At 66.2% G+C, this 23,825-nt stretch carries 20 protein-coding genes, 1 tRNA gene and 1 pseudogene; 10 read left to right on the top strand and 12 right to left on the bottom strand.

Translation table 11 applies throughout. The features are described 5' to 3' along the window. Positions 1 to 18 precede the first annotated feature (18 nt). On the bottom strand, positions 19 to 1,155 hold the full coding sequence (locus VVS03_RS09130) for an SPFH domain-containing protein (RefSeq protein WP_368521394.1): 1,137 nt from the start codon (positions 1,153 to 1,155) through the stop codon (positions 19 to 21). Between the two features lie 332 nt (positions 1,156 to 1,487). Between VVS03_RS09130 and VVS03_RS09135 the strand changes: the two genes are divergently transcribed. The 4 genes from VVS03_RS09135 to VVS03_RS09150 all read left to right on the top strand — a co-directional run bounded on the left by VVS03_RS09135 (position 1,488) and on the right by VVS03_RS09150 (position 7,238). After that, positions 1,488 to 2,471, top strand: coding sequence for an ABC transporter permease (locus VVS03_RS09135; RefSeq protein WP_368520390.1), 984 nt, complete (start codon positions 1,488 to 1,490; stop codon positions 2,469 to 2,471). Further along, the gene (locus tag VVS03_RS09140; RefSeq protein WP_368520391.1) at positions 2,472 to 3,563 is read left to right on the top strand and encodes an ABC transporter permease; all 1,092 of its coding nucleotides are present in this window, start codon (positions 2,472 to 2,474) and stop codon (positions 3,561 to 3,563) included. Continuing rightward, complete coding sequence (locus VVS03_RS09145; protein WP_368521393.1) at positions 3,560 to 5,467, top strand: dipeptide ABC transporter ATP-binding protein; 1,908 nt, start codon at positions 3,560 to 3,562, stop codon at positions 5,465 to 5,467. Before VVS03_RS09140 ends, VVS03_RS09145 begins: the two co-directional genes overlap by 4 nt. Positions 5,468 to 5,561: 94 nt before the next feature. Beyond that, on the top strand, positions 5,562 to 7,238 hold the full coding sequence (locus tag VVS03_RS09150; protein WP_368520393.1) for an ABC transporter family substrate-binding protein: 1,677 nt from the start codon (positions 5,562 to 5,564) through the stop codon (positions 7,236 to 7,238). Between the two features lie 92 nt (positions 7,239 to 7,330). Here VVS03_RS09150 and pflA read toward each other — a convergent pair whose 3' ends face one another. Both pflA and pflB read right to left on the bottom strand, forming a co-directional pair. Then, positions 7,331 to 8,200 (bottom strand): pyruvate formate-lyase-activating protein, encoded by an 870-nt coding sequence (gene pflA, locus VVS03_RS09155; RefSeq protein WP_290223023.1) that lies wholly within the window; start codon positions 8,198 to 8,200, stop codon positions 7,331 to 7,333. 5 nt (positions 8,201 to 8,205) lie between these two features. Further along, a pseudogene (gene pflB, locus VVS03_RS09160) lies at positions 8,206 to 10,788 on the bottom strand (formate C-acetyltransferase). A gap of 197 nt (positions 10,789 to 10,985) precedes the next feature. Between pflB and VVS03_RS09165 the strand changes: the two are divergent. Beyond that, on the top strand, positions 10,986 to 12,914 hold the full coding sequence (locus VVS03_RS09165) for a solute carrier family 23 protein (RefSeq protein ID WP_368520427.1): 1,929 nt from the start codon (positions 10,986 to 10,988) through the stop codon (positions 12,912 to 12,914). Between the two features lie 58 nt (positions 12,915 to 12,972). Here the strand turns inward: VVS03_RS09165 and VVS03_RS09170 are convergent. Beyond that, a tRNA-Leu gene (locus tag VVS03_RS09170) sits at positions 12,973 to 13,058 on the bottom strand. 112 nt (positions 13,059 to 13,170) lie between these two features. Here VVS03_RS09170 and VVS03_RS09175 point away from each other — a divergent pair. Both VVS03_RS09175 and VVS03_RS09180 read left to right on the top strand, forming a co-directional pair. After that, positions 13,171 to 13,593, top strand: a complete 423-nt coding sequence (locus VVS03_RS09175; protein WP_368534369.1) for a hypothetical protein — start codon at positions 13,171 to 13,173, stop codon at positions 13,591 to 13,593. A gap of 44 nt (positions 13,594 to 13,637) precedes the next feature. After that, on the top strand, positions 13,638 to 14,012 hold the full coding sequence (locus VVS03_RS09180) for a DUF3817 domain-containing protein (protein ID WP_070769676.1): 375 nt from the start codon (positions 13,638 to 13,640) through the stop codon (positions 14,010 to 14,012). Positions 14,013 to 14,021: 9 nt separating this feature from the next. Here VVS03_RS09180 and rdgB read toward each other — a convergent pair whose 3' ends face one another. From rdgB to clpS, 8 genes are all read right to left on the bottom strand, one after another. Further along, complete coding sequence (gene rdgB / locus VVS03_RS09185; protein WP_368534370.1) at positions 14,022 to 14,627, bottom strand: RdgB/HAM1 family non-canonical purine NTP pyrophosphatase; 606 nt, start codon at positions 14,625 to 14,627, stop codon at positions 14,022 to 14,024. Continuing rightward, positions 14,627 to 15,358, bottom strand: coding sequence for a ribonuclease PH (gene rph / locus VVS03_RS09190; protein ID WP_368534371.1), 732 nt, complete (start codon positions 15,356 to 15,358; stop codon positions 14,627 to 14,629). The genes rdgB and rph overlap by 1 nt, the downstream gene beginning before the upstream one ends. Positions 15,359 to 15,385: 27 nt before the next feature. Continuing rightward, the gene (locus VVS03_RS09195; RefSeq protein WP_368534372.1) at positions 15,386 to 16,156 is read right to left on the bottom strand and encodes an MBL fold metallo-hydrolase; all 771 of its coding nucleotides are present in this window, start codon (positions 16,154 to 16,156) and stop codon (positions 15,386 to 15,388) included. 63 nt (positions 16,157 to 16,219) lie between these two features. Next, a complete protein-coding gene (murI, locus tag VVS03_RS09200) occupies positions 16,220 to 17,050 on the bottom strand; it encodes a glutamate racemase (protein ID WP_368520398.1) in 831 nt (276 codons plus the stop codon). A 6-nt stretch (positions 17,051 to 17,056) separates the two neighbouring features. Continuing rightward, complete coding sequence (locus VVS03_RS09205; RefSeq protein ID WP_368534675.1) at positions 17,057 to 17,689, bottom strand: rhomboid family intramembrane serine protease; 633 nt, start codon at positions 17,687 to 17,689, stop codon at positions 17,057 to 17,059. A gap of 127 nt (positions 17,690 to 17,816) precedes the next feature. Next, positions 17,817 to 18,755, bottom strand: a complete 939-nt coding sequence (locus tag VVS03_RS09210; protein ID WP_368520399.1) for a P1 family peptidase — start codon at positions 18,753 to 18,755, stop codon at positions 17,817 to 17,819. Continuing rightward, the gene (locus VVS03_RS09215; RefSeq protein WP_368520400.1) at positions 18,755 to 19,294 is read right to left on the bottom strand and encodes a DUF2017 domain-containing protein; all 540 of its coding nucleotides are present in this window, start codon (positions 19,292 to 19,294) and stop codon (positions 18,755 to 18,757) included. Before VVS03_RS09215 ends, VVS03_RS09210 begins: the two co-directional genes overlap by 1 nt. A 21-nt stretch (positions 19,295 to 19,315) precedes the next feature. Further along, positions 19,316 to 19,615, bottom strand: coding sequence for an ATP-dependent Clp protease adapter ClpS (gene clpS, locus VVS03_RS09220; protein WP_290226377.1), 300 nt, complete (start codon positions 19,613 to 19,615; stop codon positions 19,316 to 19,318). Positions 19,616 to 19,793: 178 nt separating this feature from the next. Here clpS and VVS03_RS09225 point away from each other — a divergent pair, with 178 nt between their 5' ends. The 3 genes from VVS03_RS09225 to VVS03_RS09235 are packed head-to-tail and all read left to right on the top strand — an operon-like array spanning position 19,794 to position 23,797. Continuing rightward, positions 19,794 to 20,369, top strand: coding sequence for a CAP domain-containing protein (locus VVS03_RS09225; RefSeq protein WP_368520401.1), 576 nt, complete (start codon positions 19,794 to 19,796; stop codon positions 20,367 to 20,369). Between the two features lie 38 nt (positions 20,370 to 20,407). Beyond that, positions 20,408 to 21,748, top strand: a complete 1,341-nt coding sequence (locus tag VVS03_RS09230) for a nicotinate phosphoribosyltransferase (protein WP_368520402.1) — start codon at positions 20,408 to 20,410, stop codon at positions 21,746 to 21,748. Positions 21,749 to 21,766: 18 nt separating this feature from the next. Then, entirely contained in the window at positions 21,767 to 23,797 is a 2,031-nt protein-coding gene (locus VVS03_RS09235) for an ATP-dependent DNA helicase (RefSeq protein WP_409338193.1), read from the top strand. The last annotated feature ends 28 nt before the right edge of the window (positions 23,798 to 23,825 follow it).

Genomic DNA, 23,825 nt, shown 5'->3' on the forward strand with positions numbered 1-23,825 from the left:
GCCGGAAAAACAAACTCACTAGTCGTTGTTGCGCCACTCCCCGTGCTTGTCGCGCAGGGCCTGGAAGGCGTCGCGGGCGGAATGGATGCCGTTCTCGTTGGCCCAGTCGGCGGCCTGGCCGCGCACGTCGCTAGCGCTCGGCAGGCTGGGGTTGGCGGCCGGGCTGGCGGGGCTGGAGCTGGAGCTGCTGGAGCCGGTCTCCCGCTCCGGGTTGCTGCGGGTGCGCGGGCGCTGGCTGGACGAGGACTTAGAGGACTTGTCCAGGCTGTCCAGGGCGTGGTTGCTCATCAGCACGTCGCGCATGCCCTCGAAGAGATCCCCCATGCCGGACGGGTTGGACGGCATGTAGAGCACGGAGGCGTTGCCGTTGGAGGAAACGTCCACCATGGCGTCCAGGTACTGGGAGACCAGCATGAGGGCCTCGGGGGATTCCTCGACGCCGGCCTTGCGCAGCATCTCGTACTGGGCGGCGATGCCCTCCACGATCTCCTTGCGCTGGTCGGCGACGCCGCGGCCCTGCAGCTTGCGGGCCTCGGCCGCGCCCTCGGCCTCCTTGACCACTCGGATCTTTTCGGCCTCGGCCTGGGCCACGGCGGCCTCCCGCTCGCGCTGGGCGGCGTTGATGGAGTTCATGGATTCGCGCACGCGCTCGTCCGGGCGGATGTCGGTGACCAGGGTGTTGACGAAGTGCCAGCCGTAGGCCGCCATGTTGTCGCGCAGGGACTCGGCCACGTTCTGGGCGATGGTGTCCTTGGAGGAGAAGGAGTCATCCAGGTTCATGTTCGCCACGGAGGAACGAACGTTGTCCTGGACGTAGGCCACGATCTGCTGGTCGGGGCTGGACAGGGTGTAGTAGGCCTCGCGCTCGCGGCCCTGGACGACCTGGTACTGGACCGCCACGGGGATCTGGACGAAGACGTTGTCCTTGGTCTTGGTCTCCACCATCACGTCGAGCTGGCGGACCTGCAGGTTAATCTTTTCGCGCACCCGGTCGACGAAGGGGATCTTGAAGTGCAGCCCCGCGTGGGCCACTCCCTGGTACTTGCCCAGCCGCTCCATGATGGCGGCCTCCTTGGTGCGGACAATGAAGTATCCGTCGAACAACGTCAAAATGACGATGAGGACGATGATGCCAATGACGAGAAGCGTACTCACGCGCGGCCTTTCTGTTTTCGGGGAATTCTATTGCACCGGTCAGCTCTTAGTCTGACACATTCGCCGCCGATGCGCGAGGGTCCCACCCAGCCCGAACTGCGGGCACGGCCCCGGAACCCCGGATGTGGGATCGTGACCGGCCTTAGGCCCCGCCCTCCCCGTATGGGGGTACGCCCGCACAACTTTCCGGAGGATTTTTTCTCATTTTTGCCCCGCTCGTTTCTCACGCCCGCTATTGTCGACGTCACAGTTAGTAATCCACACCACATTCGGACGAACTTCGATACTGGATCACTCAACCCAAGTACGTTCCCACACCCAAGGAAACCGCGATGGTCAAATACATCATCAAAAAGACCGCCAGTTGGTTAATCGTGATCTTCCTGGCCACCAACATCGCCTACCTGTTGGCGTCAGTCTTTTTGGATCCGCGCTCCAACTACGCCGGGCGGCGCCCACCACTGAGCCAAGAACAAATCAGCCACATCCTGCAGCCGCTCAACCTGGACCCAGAGACCCCGCTGCTGGAGCGCTGGTGGACCTGGCTCACTGGCGTGGTGCTGCGCTGGGACTGGGGCGCTTCCCCGCTCGGGGTGGAAGTCACCGAGGAAGTCTCCCGGCGCGCGCTGGTCTCCGCCCAGCTGTTGCTGCTGGCCACCATCATCTCCATCGTCCTCGGCGTGGGCTTGGGTGTTTACACCGCCTCCCGCCAGTACAAGTTCGCCGACCGCTTCTGGCAGGGCATGTCGATTGTCACCATGAACGTCCACGTGGTCGTCGCCTCCCTGGTCGTCGTCTCCGTCGGCCTGTGGCTCAACCGGGTGACCGGGCAGCGCATCGTCTACGTCAGCGGCGCCGGCTCGCCCGGGGTGGAAGGGTTTTTCCCCAAGCTCATCGACACCGCCCAGCACTTGGTCCTACCTACCATTTCGCTGGTCATTATCAGCTACGCCGGCTATCACATGATGCAGCGCACGCTGCTGCTGGATAACCTGTCCGCCGACTACGTGCGCACCGCCCGGGCGAAGGGGCTGACCCGCACCCAGGCCATCCGCAAGCACGCGCTGCGGACCTCCATCATCCCCGTCGCTACGTCGGTGGCCTTCTCCGTGCCGGGCATTTTTACCGGCGCCATCATGACGGAGACCATCTTCGCCTGGAACGGCATGGGCCAGTACTTCATCCAGACCATCTCCCGCAACGACATCCACGGCACCACGGCGGTGGCCGCCTTCGGCGCCGTCATGATTGCGGTCTCGGCCATCCTGGCCGATCTCATCGTCGTCATCCTCGATCCCCGGGTAAGGGTGAGCTAAATGTCTAAGAGCAACAAATCCACCCAGCCGCGCGCGACCGCCCGGCGCGCCACGCCCCACCTCCGCAACGACCTGGCCATCGACTCGGCCGCGGACAACCTGGGCATCCGCCCGCACACCGCGACCGCCGACTTCAGCATGGCCACCGAGCCCAGCGCCCTGTCCGCCACCGCGGCCGGCGTCGACGCCGACGAGTCGCAGCGCAAGCTCTACACCGCCGACGAGACCACCATCCGCGGCACGAACAAGCTCAAGCTGTACACCCGCCGGTTCTTCCGCAACAAGATGGCCACCGTCGGCTTCATCATCTTCCTGGGGCTTATCGCCGTCTCCCTCTTCGGCAGCTATCTGACGCCGTGGGCCTTCGACGAGCCGGACTTTTTGGCCCTGTCCGCCCCGCCGTCGCCGGAGCACTGGTTCGGCACCACCAACTCCGGCAACGATCTTTTCGCGCAGGTCGTCCACGGCCTGGGCCGATCGCTGGTCATCGCGCTGACCGTCTCGATCGCCACCTCCATCCTGTCGGCGATCATCGGCGCCGGCGCGGCCATCTACGGCGGCTGGACCGAAAAGATCATCCTGGCGGTTATCCACTTCCTGCTGGCCATCCCGACCTTCCTGCTCATCGCCCTTGTCGTCTCCGACTCCGGCGGCGACTGGAAGATGCTCATCATCGTGCTCATCGCCTTCGGCTGGATGTACGCCGCGCGCGTCATCTGGGCCATGGCGCTGAGCGTGCGGGAAAACGACTACGTGCGCGCCGCCGGCTACATGGGGGTCTCGCGCCCGAAGATCATCGTCCGCCACATCGTGCCGAATATCGGCTCGCTGCTCATCATCCAGCTGGTGCTGGGCGTGGTCTCCACCGTCGTCTCCGAGACCGCGCTGTCCTTCCTGGGGCTGGGCGTGAAACTGCCGGACGTCTCCCTCGGCACGCTGCTGGCGGTGGGTACCAACGCCGTCGAGGCCGCGCCCTGGCAGTTCTACTTCCCCGCCGCCACCCTGACCCTGCTCACCGTCTCCATGGCCTTTATCGCCGACGGCCTGCGAGACGCCATCGACCCCAACTCGAATTCCGGAGGACGCGCATGACCGCCCTGTTAGAGGTCGAAGACCTCAACGTCAGTTTCCCTTCCGAGGCCGGCACCGTCCACGCCGTGCGCGGGACCAGCTTTAGCCTCGAGGCCGGGCGCACCCTGGCCATCGTCGGCGAGTCCGGCTCCGGCAAGTCCGTGACCTCCATGGCCGTGATGGGACTGCTGCCCGACTACGCCAAGGTCACCGGCTCCGTCCGCTTCCAGGGCGAGGAGCTGCTGGGCAAGACCGACAAGCAGATGTCGGCCATCCGCGGCAAGGGCATCGGGATGATCTTCCAGGATCCGCTGTCGGCCCTCACCCCGGTCTTTAGCATCGGCGACCAGCTGGTCGAAGCAATCACCGCCCACCGCTCCATCGGGCGCGCGGCCGCGCAGAAGGAGGCCGCCGAGCTGCTCGACCTGGTGGGGATCCCGGAACCGGTCAAGCGCCTGCGCTCGTTCCCGCACGAGTTTTCCGGCGGCATGCGCCAGCGCGTGGTCATCGCCATCGCCATTGCCAACAACCCGCAGCTCATCATCGCCGACGAGCCCACCACCGCCCTGGACGTAACCATCCAGGCGCAGATCCTGGACGTGCTCAAGGTCGCGCAGCGGGAAACCGGCGCGGCGACCATCATGATCACCCACGACATGGGCGTGGTGGCCGGCACCGCCGACGACGTCGCCGTGATGTACGCCGGCCGCCCGGTCGAATACGCCGACGTCGACACGCTCTTTAACAGCCCGAAGATGCCGTACACCATCGGCCTGCTGGGTTCTACCCCGCGCGCGGATACCGCCCAGTCGGAGCCGCTGACCCCGGTGGCCGGCACCCCGCCGCAGCTCATTGAGCTCAAGAACGAGTGCCCCTTCGCGGACCGCTGCCCCGTGGCTATCGATGCCTGCCGCGCCAGCGAGCCGGAGCTCCTCGGCATGACCTCCAGTCTGGACCCGGCGGTCAGCCACCACCGCGCCGCCTGCCACCGCGCGGACGAGATCATCGACTCGCGGATTGGTGGCCAGCGCCTGTTCCCCCTGCCGACCTTTGCCGAGGACGTGCTGGGCGATACCCCCTTCGAGCAGCGCCGCACGACCCTCGAGGTCGAGAACCTCAGCAAGGAATTCCCGCTGATCAAGGGCTCCATTCTCAAGCGCCGCGTGGGCACGGTGCACGCGGTCAACCAGGTCAGCTTCACCGTCCACGAGGGCGAGTGCCTGGCCATCGTAGGCGAGTCCGGCTCCGGCAAGACCACCACCCTGCTGGAGGTCATGGAGCTCAAGCCCGCCGACGGGGCGCGCGTGGTGGTCGGCGGCGTCGACGCCTCCCAGCTGGGTGACCGCCAACGCCGCGAGCTGCGCAAGGACATCCAGATGGTCTTCCAGGACCCGATGAGCTCGCTGAACCCGCGCATGACCATCCGGGAGGTCATCGCCGAGCCGCTGCAGTCACTGGGCTACGACGGCGACGTCGACGCCCGCATCTCCGAGCTGCTCGAGCTGGTGGGCCTGTCCTCACACCACATCGACCGCTTCCCCGGGCATTTCTCGGGTGGGCAGCGCCAGCGCATCGGCCTGGCCCGGGCGCTGGCCACCAACCCGTCGGTGGTGATCCTGGACGAGCCGGTCTCCGCGCTGGACGTGTCCATCCAGGCCGGCATCATCAACCTCTTGCACGACCTGAAGCGGCGGCTGGGTATCTCGTTTGTCTTCGTCGCCCACGACCTCTCCGTGGTCCGGCACTTATCGGACAAGGTGGCCGTGATGTACAAGGGCGATTTCGTAGAAACCGGCCCCATCGACGAGGTCTTCGACCACCCGCAGCACCCCTATACCCAGGCGCTCATCTCGGCCATCCCCGTGCCTGACCCGGCGGTCGAGCGCACCCGGAAAAGGACGGTCTACGAGCCGATAGAGCCCTAAGAATTTCCCCAGGTTTGCTGCCCGGCGCAGCAGAAATAACTCCATAGCACTCCCCTAAGCTTTTCCACCCCCTGCCAGAAAGGTATCTCTGACCATGTCTTCTAAAAACCGCTACACCACGCTGTTAGCACTCGCGGCCTCGGCGGTGCTTCTTTCTTCCTGCGCGGGCGGCTCGGACGGCTCCTCGAGCGCCATCGACGTCGACCTGCAGCTGGAAGGCTCCTACAACCTGCAGGACCGCGAGAACCTGCAGGAAGGCGACGACCTGACCCTGGGCATCAGTGAGTTCTCGGAGCAGCAAAACGCCTTCAATGCAGACATGACCGCCTACACTCGGACCTTCTGGGAGTACTACAACCCGCAGCTGTCCACCTACACCGGCGAGGGCGAATTCGTCCCGAACGCCGACTACCTGACCGACGTGAAAGAAGAGGTCGTCGACGGCAAGACGCAGGTGACCTACACCATCAACCCGGACGCCAAGTACAACGACGGCACGGAGATTGACTGGAAGGTCTTCGAGCACACCTGGAAGTTCAACAACGGCGAGATGGACGAGCTCAACATCCACTCCACGGAGGGCTACGACAAGATCGAGTCCGTCACCCCGGGCGAGAACGACAAGCAGGTCGTCGTGAAGTTCAAGCAGGCCTACCCGTGGTGGCAGGACACGTTCTCCTCCCTGCTGCCTCCGCAGGTCGATACCGCTGAGAAGTTCAACGAGGCCTACGTCAACCAGCTCCACCCGGAGTGGGGCGCGGGACCGTACACCGTCGACAGCGTCGACTTCGGCGCCGGCACCGTCACCTTCACCGAAAACGACAAGTGGTGGGGCGACAAGCCCTTCATCAAGAAGATCACCTACCGCCAGATGGAATCGCAGGCCTCCATCAACGCTTTCAAGGCCGGCGAGATCGACGCGACCAGCGTGGCCTCCAAGGAGCGCCTGGCCACCATCCAGGACATGGATGACATCGAGATCCGCGCCGCCATGCGCCCGGCCAACGTACTCTTAGTGCTGAACTCCGACGCCCCGGGCCTGGACGACATCAAGGTGCGCGAGGCCTTCATGACCGCCATCGACCGCGACCAGCTGGCCTCCATCCGCTTCAACGGCCTGGACTACGAGGAGGACCTGCCGGGCTCGTTCACCCTGTACCAGACCCAGGAGGGCTACCAGGATTCCTTCGGCGAGCTCATCTCCTTCGATCCGGAAAAGGCCAAGCAGCTGCTCGACGATGCCGGCTGGGCCCCGGGTGCCGACGGCACCCGCGAGAAGGACGGCCAGCCGCTGGCCCTGCGCTACGTGCTCACCGGCGACGATCCGGGAATTAAGGCGGAGGCTTCCGCCACCCAGAAGATGCTGGCGGACGTCGGCATCAAGCTGGACATCGAGGAGCGCCCGTCGGCGGACTTCTCCAAGATCGTCACCAAGCACGACTTCGACATCTTCCCGATGGCTTTCGCGTCCTCCTCCCCGCTGGGCGTGGCCAGCTTCAACCAGATCTACGCCTCGGATTCGGAGCTGAACAAGTCCGGCACCGGCACCCCGGAGATGGACAAGAAGATCGAGGAGCTGGGCCAGATCGCGGACGCGAATGAGCAGACCCAGAAGGCCAACGAGCTGGAGAAGGAGGCGCTGTCGAGCTTCGGCATCATGCCGCTGATGAACGGCCCGGAGATGGTGGCCACCAACCCGAAGCTGGCCAACTTCGGCGCCAAGTCCCTGGGCAGCGTCGAGGTCGAAAACGTCGGCTACGTCAAGGAATAGCCGCCTAGGGCCCGGAAAACGCCGAACACCCGCCCGCTGCCTCCTAGGAACTAGGAGAGCTAGCGAGCGGGTGTTTGTGGGTTATAAGGGAATTAGTAGACCGTGAAGCCTTTGGCTCGGAAGACGTCGCGGATAGCTTCGACGTCCTCTGCAGCCGGGGGCTTAGTGTCTTCCAGTGTGTAGGGATAACCCAGCTCACGCCACTTGTCGGCGCCCATGTTATGGAACGGAAGGACCTCAACGCGTTCCACGTTGTTGGGCCACCGTGCCACGATATTGGCGACGTTTTGGACGTTTTCCGGGCTATCCGTCAGGTCGGGGACGACCACAAAGCGGATCCACACCGGCTTGTTTGCCGCCGCGAGCCGGTCACCGAAGTCGATGGTCGGCTGCAGCTCACGCCGCGTGACTTCTTTGTAAGTCTTCTCATCGCCTGCCTTGACATCCAGCAGAACCAGGTCGATGTTGTCCAGGTCCTCGTCACGCACGCGCGCCCCGAGGAAACCGGAGGTATCGATGGTGGTGTGGATGCCGGCATCGTGCACTTCCTTGAGCACCCGGCGGGTGAACGCCGTCTGGAACAGCGCCTCCCCGCCCGAGATGGTCAACCCGCCATTGGAAGCGTCGAAGATGGGCTTGTAGCGCTTGACGCGCTTGACCACGTCTTCGACCTTCTCCAGGGAGCCGGTCTTCATCTCGAAGGTGTCAGGATTGTGGCAGTACTGGCAGCGGAGCGGGCAACCGGACATGAACATCGTCATGCGGGTACCCGGCCCGTCGACCGAGGTCACCAGTTCCCACGAGTGCACCAAGCCGACGTCGCCAGTGCGGCGGGCTTCCATGAGCTCGGGGCGGGTGATTTGGTCGAGTTCGTTGTCCCCACCCAGGCCCGCGGCGACGCCGCGTACCTTTTCGCCTTCTTCTGGTTGGAGGGTAACAACACCAGTAACGCCATCAGCCATGGTTTTTACGAACCCTGGTGGAAGGTACGGGAGATGACGTCCAGCTGCTGTTCCTTGGTCAGCTTGACGAAGTTGACGGCGTAGCCGGAGACGCGAACGGTCAGGTTCGGGTACTTCTCCGGGTGCTCAACTGCGTCCTCCAGAGTGGACTTGTCCAGGACGTTGATGTTGGCGTGGTACAGGCCGGAGTCCATGTTGTGCTCTGCACGACGGGACTTCATTGCCTCGAGACGCTGGTCGAAAGTCGGGGTTGCCATGATGATTTCTCCTTCTACGAGATTGGGTTTTGGGTGGTCTTACTTGTCCATGATGAAGCCGGCGTCCAGGACGCCCACCAGGTTGGTGATGCGCTCATCCGGGGTACGGCCCAGGCCAGACGGCGTGATGGTGTTGGTCAGCGAGATGCCGTCCAACGCATCCTTGTAGTCCAGCTTACCGACGGACAGCATGGAAGCGACCATGCCGTGGCTGTCGGCGCCGTTCTCCGGGTTTGCGCCCGGCGCGAACGGGGTGCCGGCCTCGTGGCCTGACGGGAAGGCGCCAGTGGCCTTGCCGTAGACCACGTTCGAGGTGATGGTCAGCACCGACTGGGTCGGGATGGCGTTGCGGTACATCGGGATGGCCTTAATCTTTTCCATCACGGTGTGGACGATGGTTGCGGCGATGTCGTCGGCGCGGTCGTCGTCGTTGCCGTAGACCGGGAAATCGCCCTCGGTCTTGTAGTCCACAATCAGGCCGGTCTCATCCCGAACCGGGGTGACCTTGGCGTACTTGATGGCGGACAGGGAGTCGGCCACAATCGACAGGCCGGCGATACCGCAGCCCATCGAGCGCACGATATCGGAGTCGTGCAGAGCCATCTCAATGGACTCGTAGGCGTACTTGTCGTGGCTGTAGTGGATGATGTTCAGGGCCTCGACGTAGGTGCCGACGACCCAGTCGAGCATCTCCTCGTACTTCTGCCAGACCTCATCGAAGTCCAGCGGCTCGTCGCCCTGGATGGCGTCGTAGCCTTCCACGACCTGCTTGCCGCTGACCTCGTCGCGGCCGCCGTTGATGGCGTACAGCAGAGCCTTGGCAGCGTTGACGCGGGCGCCGAAGAACTGCATCTGCTTGCCGACGCGCATCGGGGACACGCAGCACGCGATGGCGGCGTCGTCGCCCCACTGCTCACGAATCTGGCGGTCGGACTCGTACTGGATGGACGAGGTCTCAATCGAGATGTGGGCGCAGAACTTCTTGTAGCCTTCCGGCAGCTTCGGGTCCCAGAAGATGGTGATGTTCGGCTCCGGGGACGGCCCCAGGTTAATCAGGGTCTGGAGCAGGCGGAAGGAGGTCTTGGTGACCAGCGGGCGACCGTCGTCGCCGAAGCCGGCGTCGGACCAGGTGGCCCAGTACGGGTCGCCGGAGAAGATCTGGTCGTAGTCCTCGGTGCGCAGGAAGCGGACGATGCGCAGCTTCATGACCAGCGCGTCGATGATTTCCTGGGCGTCTTCCTCGGTGATGGTGCCGTTGGCCAGGTCGCGCTCGAAGTAGCAGTCGAAGAACGCGGACAGGCGGCCGATGGACATGGCGGCGCCGTCCTGGGACTTGATGGAGCCCAGGTAGCCGAAGTAGGTCCACTGGACAGCTTCCTGCGCGGTGGTAGCCGGGCCGGAGATGTCGAAGCCGTACTGCTCGGCCATGACCTTCAGCTTCTTCAGAGCCTTGATCTGCTCGGAGTGCTCCTCACGGAAGCGAGCCCAGTGCTCGGAGAAGCCGGCGTCGGCGACGGAGTCTCGGGAAGCCTGCTTTTCCTCGATGAGGTAGTCGACACCGTAGAGGGCCACGCGGCGGTAGTCGCCGATGATGCGGCCGCGGCCGTAGGCGTCCGGCAGGCCCGTAATGATGTGGGAGGAACGGGCAGCGCGGATGCGCGGGGTGTAGATGTCGAAGACGCCGTCGTTGTGGGTCTTGCGGTAGCGGGTGAAGATCTTCTCGACCTCCGGGTCCACTTCCTTGCCCGCTTCCTTGATGGCCTGCTTGACCATGCGCCAGCCGCCGAACGGCATCATGGCGCGCTTCAGCGGGGTATCGGTCTGCAGACCGACGATGACGTTGTCATCCTCGGAGATGTAGCCGGCCGGGAAGGCGTCGATGTCGGACGGGGTGTGGGTGTCGACGTCGAAGACGCGCTGCTTGCGCTCGACGGACAGGTAGTTGTCTTCCAGGTGCTGGAAGGTGCGCTTGGTCTTTTCGGTCGGGCCGGCCAGGAAGGACGAATCCCCTTCGTAGGGGGTGTAGTTGCGCTGGATGAAGTCGCGCACGTCGATGCCCTCAGTCCATGGGCCGGTCTCAAAACCCTTCCAGGCATCAAACTTGAGGTCTTGGGTTGCGGTGGTCACTATCGGTGACTCCCTTCTGTATCTATAAGTTCCCTTATACCGTGGGGCGCGCTCGCCATTCCCAATTCCCAATCCACCTTGTAACCTGTATTTTTCTCGGGTTTCGATGGTCTTGAGCTTCTCTAGCGGCAAGCCCCGTTGAGTCCCAGTGTAGGGGCTTGTTAGGTGGTTACTCCAACCCAGAAAGTGTGCAATAGCCCACACGTCTGATGTCTGACTCTAGTGCGCTGCTCAGGCATTTTAAGTAAAACGTCCGTCCGGTTTAAGCTCCGGGCGGGAGCCAGCTTTCTGGTCATAACCGGAACGTTTTGCTGCGGTTTTCCCGAAATCTGCGCCGCCCTTCTACGCTTAGAGAGTACGAATTCAACCGTTTTTTGCTTCGCCCCACCCTGGAGGACTTCGTGGCTGCCCAAACTAGCACCCAGCCCAAGCGCACACACCCCGTCGACCAAGTTCCAGCCCCCGGCAAACTCGCCGCCCTAGGCCTGCAACACGTACTCGCCTTCTACGCCGGGGCGGTCATCGTCCCGCTGCTGATCGCGGGTTCCCTCAACCTGGATACCGCCACCACCATCCACCTCATCAACGCGGATCTACTCACCTGCGGTATCGCTACCATCATCCAGTCGGTGGGCATCGGCAAGCACGTGGGCGTGCGGCTGCCCATCGTCCAGGGCGTGACCACCACGGCCGTCGCGCCGATCATCGCCATCGGGCTGGGCGCCACCGACGGGCAGGGCGGGGTGGCCTCCCTGCCGGTCATCTACGGCTCCATCATCGTCGCGGGCCTGTTCACCTTCTTCATGGCGCCGCTGTTCGGCCGCTTCCTCCGCTACTTCCCGCCGGTGGTCACCGGCACCGTCCTGCTCGTGATGGGCACCTCCCTGCTGGCTGTGTCCGCCAACGACTTCACCAACTACGCCGAGGGGCAGCCCGCAGCCCGCGACCTCTGGTACGGCTTCGGCACCCTGGCCGTCATCGTCCTAGTCCAGCGTTTCTTCCGCGGCTTCCTGGGCACCCTGTCGGTGCTGCTGGGCCTGGTGCTGGGCACGGGCGTGGCTCTGCTGGCCGGCGACGCGAGCTTCTCGGAAGTAGGCGAGGCCGACGCCTTCGGCATCACGACGCCGTTTTATTTCGGCCTGCCGCAGTTCGACCTGGTCGCCATCTTCTCCTTGCTGATCGTCATGGTCATCACCATGGTGGAGACCACCGGCGACGTCTTCGCCACGGGCGAGATCGTTAAAAAGCGCATCCGCCGCGCCGACGTCCAGGCCGCGCTGCGCGCCGACGGCGTGTCCACCGTCATCGGCGGCGTGATGAACTCCTTCCCCTACACCTGCTTCGCCCAGAACGTCGGCCTGGTCCGCCTGACCGGCGTGAAATCCCGCTGGGTGGCCGTGGCCGCCGCGGGCTTCATGATCGTGCTGGGCCTGCTGCCCAAGGCCGGGGCCGTGGTCGCGGCGATCCCGGCGCCGGTGCTGGGTGGGGCATCGTTAGCGCTGTTCGCCAACGTCGCCTGGGTGGGCCTGCAGACCATCGCCAAGGCCGATATCAACGACGGGCGCAACGCCGTCATCGTGACCACCGCGCTGGGGCTGGCCATGCTCGTGACCTTCAAGCCGGACATCGCGGCGGTCTTCCCGGAATGGTCGCAGACCTTCGTCTCCTCGGGCATGTCCATCGGCGCCATCACCGCCATCGGGCTGAACCTGTTGTTCTTCCACACCGGCCGCTCCCGCGGCGGGGACGTCGCCCGCACCGGCGGCACGGGCGTTTCCCTGGACGAGCTCAACGCCATGGACCGCGACAACTTCGTGGCGACCCTGCGCCCGCTGTTCAACAACGAGACCTGGCCGCTGGAAACCACCTGGGAGTCCCGCCCCTTCGACAACGTCGGGCAGCTGCGCGAGGCCATCCAGGTCGCCGTCCTCACCGCCGACGTCGAGCGCCGCGAACAGCTCATCCACGACTACCCCGCCATGGACGAGCTCCTGCTGGCCGACGACGAGGGCGCCGCGGAGATCTCCGCCGACCGCGGCTCGCTGGGGCTCGGCGAGCTGGACGACGTCCAGACCGAGCAGATCACCCAGCTGGCCGCCGCCTACCGCGAGCGCTTCGGCATGCCGTTTGTGGCCTACCTGGACACCAACGACACCTTCGAGCGCGTGCTGGACGCCGGCGTGCGCCGCCTGGCCAACTCCGAGCCCCAAGAACACCGCGTGGCGCTGAGCGAAATCGTCGAAATCGCCGGCGATCGCTTCGATATCCTGCTGGCCGACGCCAACCCCATCCGCTCGGCGTGGGACCGGAAATTCACCGAAGTCGAGTAAGAAGACGCAAAAATACCGAGGCCATCTGGTGCGATGGCCTCGGTATTTTTCTGTGCAGTGGTGCGCCCGGTGAGACTTGAACTCACACGTCCTTCGGACACTAGAACCTAAATCTAGCGCGTCTGCCAATTCCGCCACGGGCGCGCAATGCGAATGATACTACCGGATTGATTCCGGCGAGTTCTAATCGGGGCGGCGGGCGTTTTCGCTCACTAATGACTTTGGCGCGCCGCGGCCAGTGGGTAGGCTAGGACTCGTGAGCACGCAAGAGACCGGCAAGCGCCCGAGGATCCGAGTGCGGTGGTGGCATATTGTCCTCATCGCCGTGCTCGTGGTCGCCTTCTTCGCGCTCGCCTACTGGCAGTGGACCCGCTTCCAGTCCGGTTCCGGCACCTTCCAGAACCTGGGCTACGCCCTCCAGTGGCCGCTATTCGCGGCGTTCGTCATCTACGCCTACCGGACCGCGCTGCGCAGCGAGAACGAGCGCATCGCCGCCGAAAACGAGGCGGAGGACCTCGACGGGTTCGCCTACGAGGCCCCGGAGGTCACCAAATCCAAGCCGACCACCATCGACGAGGACTTCCTCCCCCACCGGCCGCAGCTCGACGTCGAGGAATTCAACGCGCTCAACCGCCCGCGCCGCGGGCACCACGAGGTCAACCCCGACCTCGACCGCTAAGGCCTGTCCGGCACGACAATTGAAAGCTAAGCTAGATTACCGCTATGACTTCTGAGAACACTTCTGCTTCCACCGCGCCGAAGCGCATCCACCCGGCCCGCCAGGCCCGCGTGCGCACCGCGCTGACCCTGTTCACCGTCGCCGCGACGGTGACCGGTATCTTCCTGCTGGTGCTGACCACGCGCATGGTGCTGGAATACATCGTCGGCATGGACATGCCCGAGTGGGCCACCCACATCGCCCAGATCCACGGCGCCTTCTACGTGCTGTACCTGCTGTCCATCCTGAACCTGGCGCCGAAGGCCCTGTGGCCGCCGATGAAGTGGTTCACCACGGCCCTGGCCGGCACCATCCCGTTCTTCTCTTTCTACATGGAGGTCAAGCGCCGCCGCGAGGTGCAGCGCGACTTCCAGCTCTAGCTTTTCGCGCTAGTTTTTCTGCAACGCCGCCACTACCGGAACCAGCTGCCGCAGCGCCTGGCCCCGGTGGGAGACGGCGTTTTTCTCTTCCGGAGACATCTCCGCGGCGGAGCGCTCCTCGCCGTCCGGCTGGAAGAGCGGGTCGTAGCCGAAACCGCCCTCCCCGCGCGGGGCAGTCAGCACGCGCCCGGGCCAGCGGCCTTCCACCACGTGTTCCTGGCCGGCCGGGGTGACTAGCGCGCACACGGAGACAAAAGCCGCGGTGCGGCGCTCTTCCGGCACGTGGGCCAGCTGGCCCAGCAGGAGCTCGTTGTTGGCGGCGTCGTCGCCGTGGCGGCCGGACCAGCGCGCCGAAAGCACGCCGGGCATGCCGTTGAGCTCGTCGACGGCCAGGCCGGAGTCGTCCGCCACGCACGGCAGGCCGGTGGCCTGCGCGCCCGCGCGGGCCTTGATCAGCGCGTTGTCGGCGCAGGTGCGCCCGTCCTCGACCGGCTCCGGGTAGGACTCTGCCTCACTGAGCGGGACCAGCCTAACGCCCTCGATGCCAGCCTCGGCCAGGATGGTGTGCAGTTCCTTCAACTTCTTGGGGTTATTCGAGGCGACTAGCAGCTGCATTAGTCCCACCCCAGGGCGGCGCGCTGCGCGGCGATGAGCTCGGTGCAGCCCTTCTGGGCCACGTCGAGCATCTGGTTCAGCTCGTCGCGGCCGAACAGCCCGTGCTCACCGGTGCCCTGAATTTCCACGAAGTCGCCGCTTTCCTGCATGACCACGTTGAGGTCGACCTCGGCGCGGGAGTCTTCCTCATACGGCAGGTCCAGGCACACCCGGCCGTCGATGATGCCGACGGAGACCGCCGCGATGGGGTCCAGCAGCGGCTCGCCCGGCACGGCGCCGCGCTCCTTGAGGGCGGCCACGGCATCGGCCAGCGCAACGTAGGCGCCGGTGATCGAGGCGGTGCGGGTGCCGCCGTCGGCCTGCAGGACGTCGCAGTCGAGCTGGATGGTGTTCTCCCCCAGCTCGCTCAGATCCACCGCGGCGCGCAGCGAGCGCCCCACCAGGCGGGAGATCTCATGCGTGCGGCCCTTGACCTTGCCCTTCATGGACTCACGCGGCATGCGCTCGTGGGTGGCGGACGGCAGCATGGCGTACTCGGCCGTCAGCCAGCCCTCGCCGGAATCCCGCTTGAAGCGGGGCACGCCCGTTTCCACCGAGGCGGTGCACATCACGCGGGTATTGCCGAATTCGACCAACACCGAGCCCGCCGGGTTGGTGGTGAAATTGCGGGTAATTCGCACGGTGCGCAGCTCGTCGAGGCCGCGGCCGTCTGCTCGTTGAAAATCAGTCATGCTCCCAGGCTACCCGCCGGGGCCAGGCTAGAGTTCGAAGACCATCCCGGGCTCGCCGAGGACCAGTTCGCCGTCGAATTCGGCTCGGGCGGCCGCCACGGTCGCGGCGGCGTCTCCCCAGGGCTGCAGGTGCACCAGCACGAGGGTGCGCACGCCCGCCAGCTGCGCCAGGCGGCCGGCCTCCGCGCCGGACATGTGCATCTTTTCCGCCTTGCCCTCGGAGCTAGCGCCCCAGGCGGCCTCCGCCAGCAGGATATCGGCGTCCTGCGCCAACGGCAGCAGCTTGGTATCGAAGGAGGTGTCTGCGGTATACGTGATGATCTTGCCGGTCTCGGTGTGGCGCAGGCGCAGGCCATAGGTCTCGACCGGGTGGATAGTCCGGTACGGGGTGATGGCGACGTCGTCGACGTGCTGTTCCACCCCGTCCTCCCAGGGGGTGAAGGCGAAGGTATCCGACATGTCGTCCACGCCGTCTGGCTGGGCGTCGGAGGACAGCCGCCCCAGGTGCTGCGGCGCGTAGCTGGGGCCCAGGCAAAAGTTGCGGCCCTTGGCCGGCGCGTAGGGGTGGAAACGGCGCCAGACCAGCAGGGAGGGGAAATCCATGCAGTGATCGGCGTGCAGGTGGCTTAAGGCCACGTGGGCGTCGCACGGATCCTGGACGTCCTGCAGCGCGGCGAGGGTACCGGGGCCCAAGTCCATGAGGATGGACGGCGCATCCGGGAAAGACACGAGGTAACCGGAGGCCGGGTTCCCGGAAGTGGGCACGCTTCCGGAGCATCCCAAGATGGTCAACTTCATGCCCCTCATGGTGTCACGAATACGGCGACAGTGGGGCGATTTGCGGCCATTTCGGGGAGAAAATCAACCGGAGTGAGAAATGTGGTTGAATTCACCGACCCCCGGTCCCAGGAAGCGGGAGGCCAGGTTCTCGAAGATCTCCATGTCGCCGGTGGACTCGAAAACGCGCGTGGCCGGGTTGTCTACGGGCGCGAGCAGGTCGCGCTCGGTGAGCACCTTGAGCACGTCCTTGGCGGTTTCCTCCGCGGAGCTGACCAGCGTGACCTCGTCACCGACGGCCAGCTGGATGACGCCCGAAAGGTGTGGGTAGTGGGTGCAGCCGAGCACCAGGGTGTCGATGCCGGCGGCCTGCATGGGGGCCAGGTAGCCCTCGGCAATGCCCAGGATCTGGCGGCCGGAGGTGATCCCGCGCTCCACGAAGGGCACGAAGTCGGGGCAGGCCACGGCGGTGGCCTGCACGTCCGGGTGTACGGCAAAAAGGTCCTGGTAGACGCCGGATTTGATGGTGCCCTCGGTGCCGATCACGCCGATCTTGTGGTTGCGCGTCGTCGCGATAGCGCGGCGCACGGCCGGGCGGATGACCTCCACGACCGGCACGTCGTAGCGCTCGCGGGCGTCGTGGAGGAAGGCGGCGGTGGCGGTGTTGCAGGCCACCACGATCATCTTGCAGCCGCGCTCGACCAGCTCGTCGGCGATGTCAATCGACAGCGCGCGGACTTCTGCGATGGGCCGCGGCCCGTAGGGTCCGTGCAGGGTGTCGCCGATGTAGAGCAGCGACTCGTGCGGCAGCTGATCGATGATCGTGCGCGCCACCGTCAGGCCGCCCACCCCGGAATCAAAGATCCCGATGGGGGCGGTCGGTCCGGGCTGCGGTTTATCGGCTAGTTCAGTCACGCCGTACTATTTTACGCTGCGGCGCATAATCTGCTTCGACGTGTCGTCGGAGGTAATCGTCATGCCGGCCACGATGCCGCCGATGGCCCCAAACAGGTGGCCCTGCCAGGACACCCCCTCGTAAATCGGCAACACGCCCCAGACCAGGCCGGAGTAGGCAACCCCCAGGACCACACCGAGGACGATCTGGATGAGCGAGCGGTTGAAGATGCCGCGGACCAGCAGGTAGGCCAGCCAACCGTAGACCAGGCTGGAGGCGCCGATGTGGTTGGTGCCGGGCCCGCCCAGCAGCCACGTTCCCAGCCCGCCGATGAGCACCACCAGCAGAGTGACCTCCCACCAGGCCTTCCGGCCGGAGAGCCCGATGAGGAAGCAGAACACGGCCCCGGGCAGCGAGTTGCCGATGAGGTGCTCCCAGTCGGCGTGCAGCAGCGGGGCGGTGACAATCCCCCAGATGCCGTTGAAGTCCAGCGGGTGGATGCCGTAGTAGCTTAAGCTCCCGCCGAAGATGACGTAGTTGACGATGTGGATGCCCCAGAGCACCACCAGGTAGCCGATGGCGAAGACCAGGCCGGTGCGCAGGCGCCCGGCGCGCGTGTAATTCACTGAGTCGCCCCGGTTGGTCTGGGGCTTGCGCATACCAGCGCCGCCGGCCGGCTGGAGGGGCCCGCCCGAGGGCCCGAAATTCGCCGGGCCGGTCTGTCCCCGGCTACGGTCCGGCCGGGACGAATACGGTCCAGTGGAATATGTCATAGTGCACTTCAGCTTAGCGCAGCAGGGAAGAATACGCGGGGTAGCCAAAGCCGTCGCTGGCCGCGCAGACGGCGGAGACAATGGCGGCCTCGACGGCATCGGCGGCCAGCGCGGTCAGCCGCGCCAGCGTCGCGTCCCCCACCGGCGCGGATGCGCCCGCCGCCTGCGCCGGGGTCGCGGTGGAAACGCCGAACAAAGTGTCGCCGTCCAGCGGCGAGTGGGCCGGGCGCACCGCGCGGGCGATCCCGTCGTGGCCGGCCAGGGCCAGCCGCTGGGCCTGCGCCTTGTTAAGCGGCGCGTCAGTGTAAACCACCCCGATGGTGGTGTTCAGGCTCGCGGCCGGGTCGGGCAGCTCGGCAAAGGCCGCGCGGTCGATGCCGGGCCGGCCCGGCGCCCCGAACAGCCGGCCGGTGGCCGCGTCGACGACCTGGCCGACCGGGTTGGCCACCACGATGGCGCCGACTCTAAAGCCGGTATCGGCCGCCGCCAGCTGGGCCCGTCCGACCCCGCCGCGCAGCTTGCCGGCGGTGGCCCCGCAGCCGGCCCCGACGCTGCCCTGGGAGGGGTCGTCGCCGGCCAAGGCGGCGCGGATGGCCGCGGCGCCGTCGTCGGCGGTGGGCATCGTCGGCCCGACGGCGAGATCGAAGATGACGGCCGCCGGCACGATGGGCACGCGCGGGCCGGGTTTGTCCTCGCCGAAGACGGCGAAGCCGAGCCCCTCCTGCGCCAGCTGCCGCATGGCCCCGTCCGCGGCCGCCAGCCCGAAGGCGGAACCGCCCGCCAGGACGATGGCGTGGACCCGCTGGACGGTGTTGTGTGGGGCCAAAAGGTCGGTTTCCCGCGTGCCCGGGCCGCCGCCGCGCACGTCGACGCCGGCCACTGCCCCGGCGGGCCCGAAATAGACCGCGGTGACCCCGGTATCCCCGCGGCTGACGTGGCCGACGCTGAGCATTAGGACATCAGCGCCCGCAGCAGCGAGTCCTGGTTGAAGGCCAGCCATTCCACGAGCGCGTCGCGATCGGTAACGGCGGCGTCCGGGCCGCTGAAATCCCCCGCGGCGACGAACAGGCGGAGATCGTTGAGGCCGGCGACGAACTGGTGGGCCTCTTCCTCCGAAAGGTTAAGCTCCACCGAGCCGGTCGGCCCCAGCGCGGAGTTGATGGCCTGCAGGTTGGCGAGCTTGGCGCGGGCGATGTCGTTTTCGTGCAGGCTGCGCATCAGCGAGGCGTCGCCGTCGAATTCCTCGTCGCCGTCGGCCATGAAGTCCGGAAACAGGCGCGCCAGGGAGGGATCCTCCGGGGCGTCCTTGTGGCCGGAGGGCATGTCCATCATCTCGGCCAGCTCGTCCTTCGGTGCGGACTGCGCGCGCTGGATGATGGCCTCGGCCACCGTCGAGGTCAGGTTGCCTAAAACCTCGCGCTCCATGGGGTCCAGGACGGCGTGAAAGCGCACCGGGCGCATTAGCGATTTCTTTTTCTTCCACTCTTGCATGGGGTTTTTCTTCTCCGCCTCCTAGCCGGCCTGCTGCATGGTGGCCCATAGGCCCGCGATCTGCAGCTTCTTGACGTCGGCTTCGATCTTGTCGCGTTCACCGGAGGACACGGCCGCCTTGCCCTCGGTGTGTACCTGCATCATCAACTCGTTGGCCCGCTTCTTGTCGTAGCCCAGCACCGTCTGGAAGACGTAGGAGACGTAGCTCATCAGGTTGACCGGGTCGTCCCAGACGATGCACATCCAGGGCAGGTTTTCGCTGGTGGCTACGTCCACCTTGAGGTCCTCGTCCAGTTCCGGGGTAGCCATGGGCGAGCCCATGTAAATGGGGGAAATTCTGGCAGTCATACCTAATAGCCTAACCAATTTCACTAGTGCACAAGGTGCCTGGCAGGTAACCTGTGCCTCAACGAGCCTTGTAACGTACTTCATCCCCACTGAATCACAGTGCTAGCGGCCGAGCGCGGCAGCGCGGACCGAGCCGGACAGAAAGGACAGCATGTCACAGCCTCCCCTGCTCACGCGGTTGATTAACGACGTTCGCGCCGGCCGCTTCCCGGCCGATCTGCCCGGCGTGGCCCGCGCGGTCATCACCTTCGTCACCCTCGCCGCGACCGTCGGCGTGGCCATCGCCTCCCTGGTATCCAGCCCCGGGGGATCGGGCTCCTCTGAATCCGCCGACAACGGATCCTCCACCGCCCAGCCCGAGCCGGCGTCCCCGGAGGAACAAATCCGGCTGACCGAGTTGGAACAAGAGGTGGGCACCGCCCTGAACCAGTGGCGCCTCGACAACGGGCTGCCGCCGGGGCTGCCGTGGCCGGATCGCCAGGGCGCGGCCCGGGAGCAGGCCCGCCAGAACGCGGCCGCCGGGAAGGAATCCCGCTCGCCCGAGAACATCTCGCAGCTGCAGGTCAACCTGCCAGTCGAGGGGGCTACCGGCTACGCGGTCGTGGAGAAGCTGCGCGCCTCCCGCCCGCACCTCGAGGTGGTCTTGAACCCGGCCAATACCTTCCAGGCGGTGGCGGCGGAGATCGGCCACGGCCGGGTCTGGGTCGTCATCCAATTTGAACAATAAACACCCCCGTCACGCGCCTGTGACGTACACTTCACGATGTGAACGATAGCTCGAATATCACCGCCTCCACTGCCTTACTCACCGACATGTACGAGCTGACCATGCTCGAGGCAGCCCTGCGAGACGGCAGCGCCCACCGCCAAGTCACCTGCGAAGTTTTCTCCCGGCGCCTGCCCAACGAGCGCCGCTACGGCGTCGTCGCCGGCACGCCGCGGGTCATCGCGGCCATCCAGAACTTCCGCTTCACCGAGCAGCAGCTGGCCCACCTCGACTTCCTCGACGAGGAGACCAAGGACTACCTGCGCAACTACCGCTTCAGCGGGCAGGTGGACGGCTACCGCGAGGGCGAGCTTTATTTCCCGAATTCGCCGCTGCTGACCGTGCGCGGCACCTTCGCCGAGTGCATCGTGCTGGAGACCGTCATCCTGTCCATCATGAACGCTGACTCGGCGGTCGCCTCCGCGGCCGCCCGCATGGTCACCGCCGCGGACGGGCGCCCCATCCTGGAGATGGGCGCGCGCCGCACGCACGAATACGCCGCGGTCACCGCCGCCCGCGCGGCCTACCTGGCCGGCTTCGTCGCCACCTCCAACCTGGAGGCCGGCTTCCGCTACGACATCCCGGTCTCCGGCACGGCCGCGCACGCGTGGACGCTGGCACACGTCAACGAGGACGGCAGCGCCAACGAGAAGGCGGCCTTCGCCACCCAGATCGACGTCCTAGGCGCGGGCACCACCCTGCTGGTCGACACCTACGACATCACCCAGGGCGTTATCAACGCCGTGGAGGTCGCGGGTAAGGAACTCGGCGGCGTGCGTATTGACTCCGGCGACTTGGGCGCGGTCACCCGCCGGGTCCGCAAGCAGCTGGACGATCTGGGCAATACCGAGACCAAGATCGTGGTCTCTTCCGACCTGGACGAGTTCGCCATCGCCGGCCTGCGCGGCGACCCGGTGGACGTCTACGGCGTGGGCACCTCCGTGGTCACCGGCTCGGGCGCCCCGACGGCCGGCCTGGTCTACAAGGTCGTGGAGGTCGACGGGCACCCGGTGGCCAAGCGTTCCTCCTCCAAGGAATCCATCGGCGGCGCCAAGCAGGCGCTGCGCACCTACCGCTCCACCGGCGTGGCGGTCGAGGAGGTCGTCTTCCCCTACACGGACACCACCGCCCCGGACGTCGGCGGGCTGGAGACCCAGCAGCTGACCATCCCGCTGATGCGCGACGGTCAGGCCGTCGACGATATCCCAGACCTGGACACCTCCCGCGCCCACCTGGCCGCGGCCATCGGCACGCTGCCCTGGGAGGGGCTGGCCCTGTCCCGCGGCGAGCCGGCCGTACCCACCCGGGCGGTCGGGTTGCTGCCGCCGCACCAGTCCTAGGCCGGTAGACTAACCGGGGTGACAAACGCCCCGCACGACCCAGCAGAACCCGCCGACCCCGACAGCGAGTCTTTTCGCGAGCCGCTCAACCACTCCACCGAGGAGCTGCTGTCCTCGGCCGTTGAGGCCCTCGGCGGCGCGCGGCGCGACGGGCAGATCCGCATGGCCAGCGCGGTGACTAAGGCCCTGGATACCCAGCGGCATCTGGCCGTGCAGGCCGGCACCGGCACGGGCAAGTCCTGGGCCTACCTGGTGCCCGCCATCCGGCACGCGCACAACACCGGATCCACCGTGGTGGTCTCCACCGCAACGCTGGCCCTGCAGCGCCAGCTGGTCCAGCGCGACCTGCCGCGCCTGGTCGAAGCCCTCGAGCCCATCATGCAGCGCAAGCCCACCTTCGCCATCATGAAGGGCCGCTCAAACTACCTGTGCCTGAACAAGGTGGCGCGGGCCGAATCCCTGGCGGAGGCGGAATCCGGGCTCTTCGAGGAAGCCGAGACCACGGGGCTAGGCGCCCAGGCCGCCCGCCTCTACGACTGGGCGGATGAGACCGACACCGGCGACCGCGAGGACCTAGACCGCGGGGTCAGCGACCTCGCCTGGCGGCAGGTCTCGGTCACCTCGAACGAGTGCCTGGGGGCTGCGCGCTGCCCGCACGGGGCCGACTGTTTTGCGGAGGCCGCCCGGCAGGCGGCCGCCCAGGTCGACGTCGTGGTCACGAACCACGCGCTGCTGGCTATCGATGCCGTCTCCCAGGCCACCATCCTGCCCGAGCACTCGGCGGTCATCATCGACGAGGCCCACGAGCTGGACGGCCGGATCACCTCCGTGTCCACGGCGGAGCTGACCGCGCGCGGCCTCAAGATGGCGGCCAACCGCGTCAAGGCGCTGGGCGCCAACGGCAAGGAAGCCCGCCTGAGCGAGCAGGCGGACGAATTCAATCTGCTCCTGGATGAGTATTCCCCGGGCCGCTGGGTGGACCTGCCGGATAACGCCAAGTCCCAGCTTTCTTCCCTGGCGGATACGGTCGAAGACATCAAGTCCACCATCGGCCGCGCCCCTGATAACGAGCAGGCCCAGGACCCGGAGAAATACGCCGAGCGCCAGAACCTGACCAACCACCTGGGCTCAATCGTGGAGACCGTCGCGCGGCTGCTCGACGTCTTCGCAACCGGGGATCCGGCCGCGCACGAGGACGTCGTCTGGCTAGACCGGGACAGTCGCAACGGGGCGAATACCCTGGCGGTGGCGCCGCTGTCCATCTCACAGATGCTCCAGGACAACCTCTTCGCCGAACAAACCGTCGTGTTGACCTCGGCGACGCTGGCCTTGGGCGGGCGCTTCGACGCGATGGCCGCCCAGTGGGGCCTGCCGCAGGGCACCTGGGACTCGCTGGACGTCGGCACGCCCTTCGACCCGGCCAAGTCCGGGATCTTGTACACCGCCGCGGGCCTGCCCCAGCCCGGCCGCGACGGCCTTTCCCCGGCCACGCTCGACGAGCTGCAGCAGCTTATCACCGCCGCCGGCGGGCGCACCCTGGGCCTGTTTTCTTCCCGCCGGGCCGCCGAGCAGGCCGCCGAGGAGCTGCGCCCGAAGCTGCCCTTCGAGATTTTCCTCCAGGGCGAGGATTCCATCGGCGCGCTGGTGGACAAGTTCAGCAAACAGGAAAACTCCTGCCTGTTTGGCACGCTGACGCTCTGGCAGGGCGTGGACGTGCCCGGCCCGGCGTGCTCGCTGGTGGCCATCGACCGCATCCCGTTCCCGCGGCCCGACAACCCCCTGATGCAGGCGCGCACGGAGGCCGCCAAGGCCGCCGGCCGCAACGGCTTCATGGAGGTCTCGGCCACACACGCCGCCCTCCTCGTGGCGCAGGGCGCCGGCCGCCTGCTGCGCGCAACCAGCGACCGGGGAGTCGTCGCGGTGCTGGACCCGCGCCTGGAGACCAAGCGCTACGGCGGCTTCCTGCGCGCCTCGATGCCGCCGTTTTGGTCCACCACGCGCCTGGAAACGGTGCTAGGCGCGCTTCGGCGCCTCGTTGAGAGCCGCTAAAGGCGGGCCCGGCCTTCCCATAGCCGAC

The organism is Corynebacterium sp. LK2537 (genome assembly GCF_040946485.1).
Classification (GTDB): Bacteria; Actinomycetota; Actinomycetes; order Mycobacteriales; family Mycobacteriaceae; genus Corynebacterium.